The sequence below is a fragment of the Methylobacterium organophilum genome, assembly GCF_022179465.1.
GTDB classification, from domain to species: Bacteria; Pseudomonadota; Alphaproteobacteria; order Rhizobiales; family Beijerinckiaceae; genus Methylobacterium; species Methylobacterium organophilum.
The window spans coordinates 1-211 of record NZ_BPQV01000107.1 but is presented as its reverse complement, the minus strand read 5'-3'; the positions used below and the strand labels follow the sequence as shown (position 1 = coordinate 211).

General features: G+C 71.1%; 1 protein-coding gene. It reads right to left on the bottom strand.

Annotated elements, in window-relative coordinates:
- Positions 1-196 (bottom strand): nuclear transport factor 2 family protein (locus MFF21_RS23915; RefSeq protein ID WP_238315071.1); only part of this gene is annotated, 196 nt, incomplete at its 3' end.
- Positions 197-211 lie beyond the last annotated feature (15 nt).

The window sequence follows — 211 nt, the reverse complement described above, 5'->3', positions numbered from 1 at the left end:
GCGCGAGCCATCCCGCGACCTCGTCGGCGCCGCCCTCGATACCGCCGGCCGAGCGGTAGTCGGCGCGTCCGTCCGGTGCGAACAGCCTCCGGTACGCCTCCCAGTCGCCGTCGTCCACGGCCACCGCGTACTCGGTCACGAGTCCGTCCACGGCGAATCGGTCCATCACGGTCGCGAGCTCTACACGCTGCGTCATCGGCTCAGTGTTGGG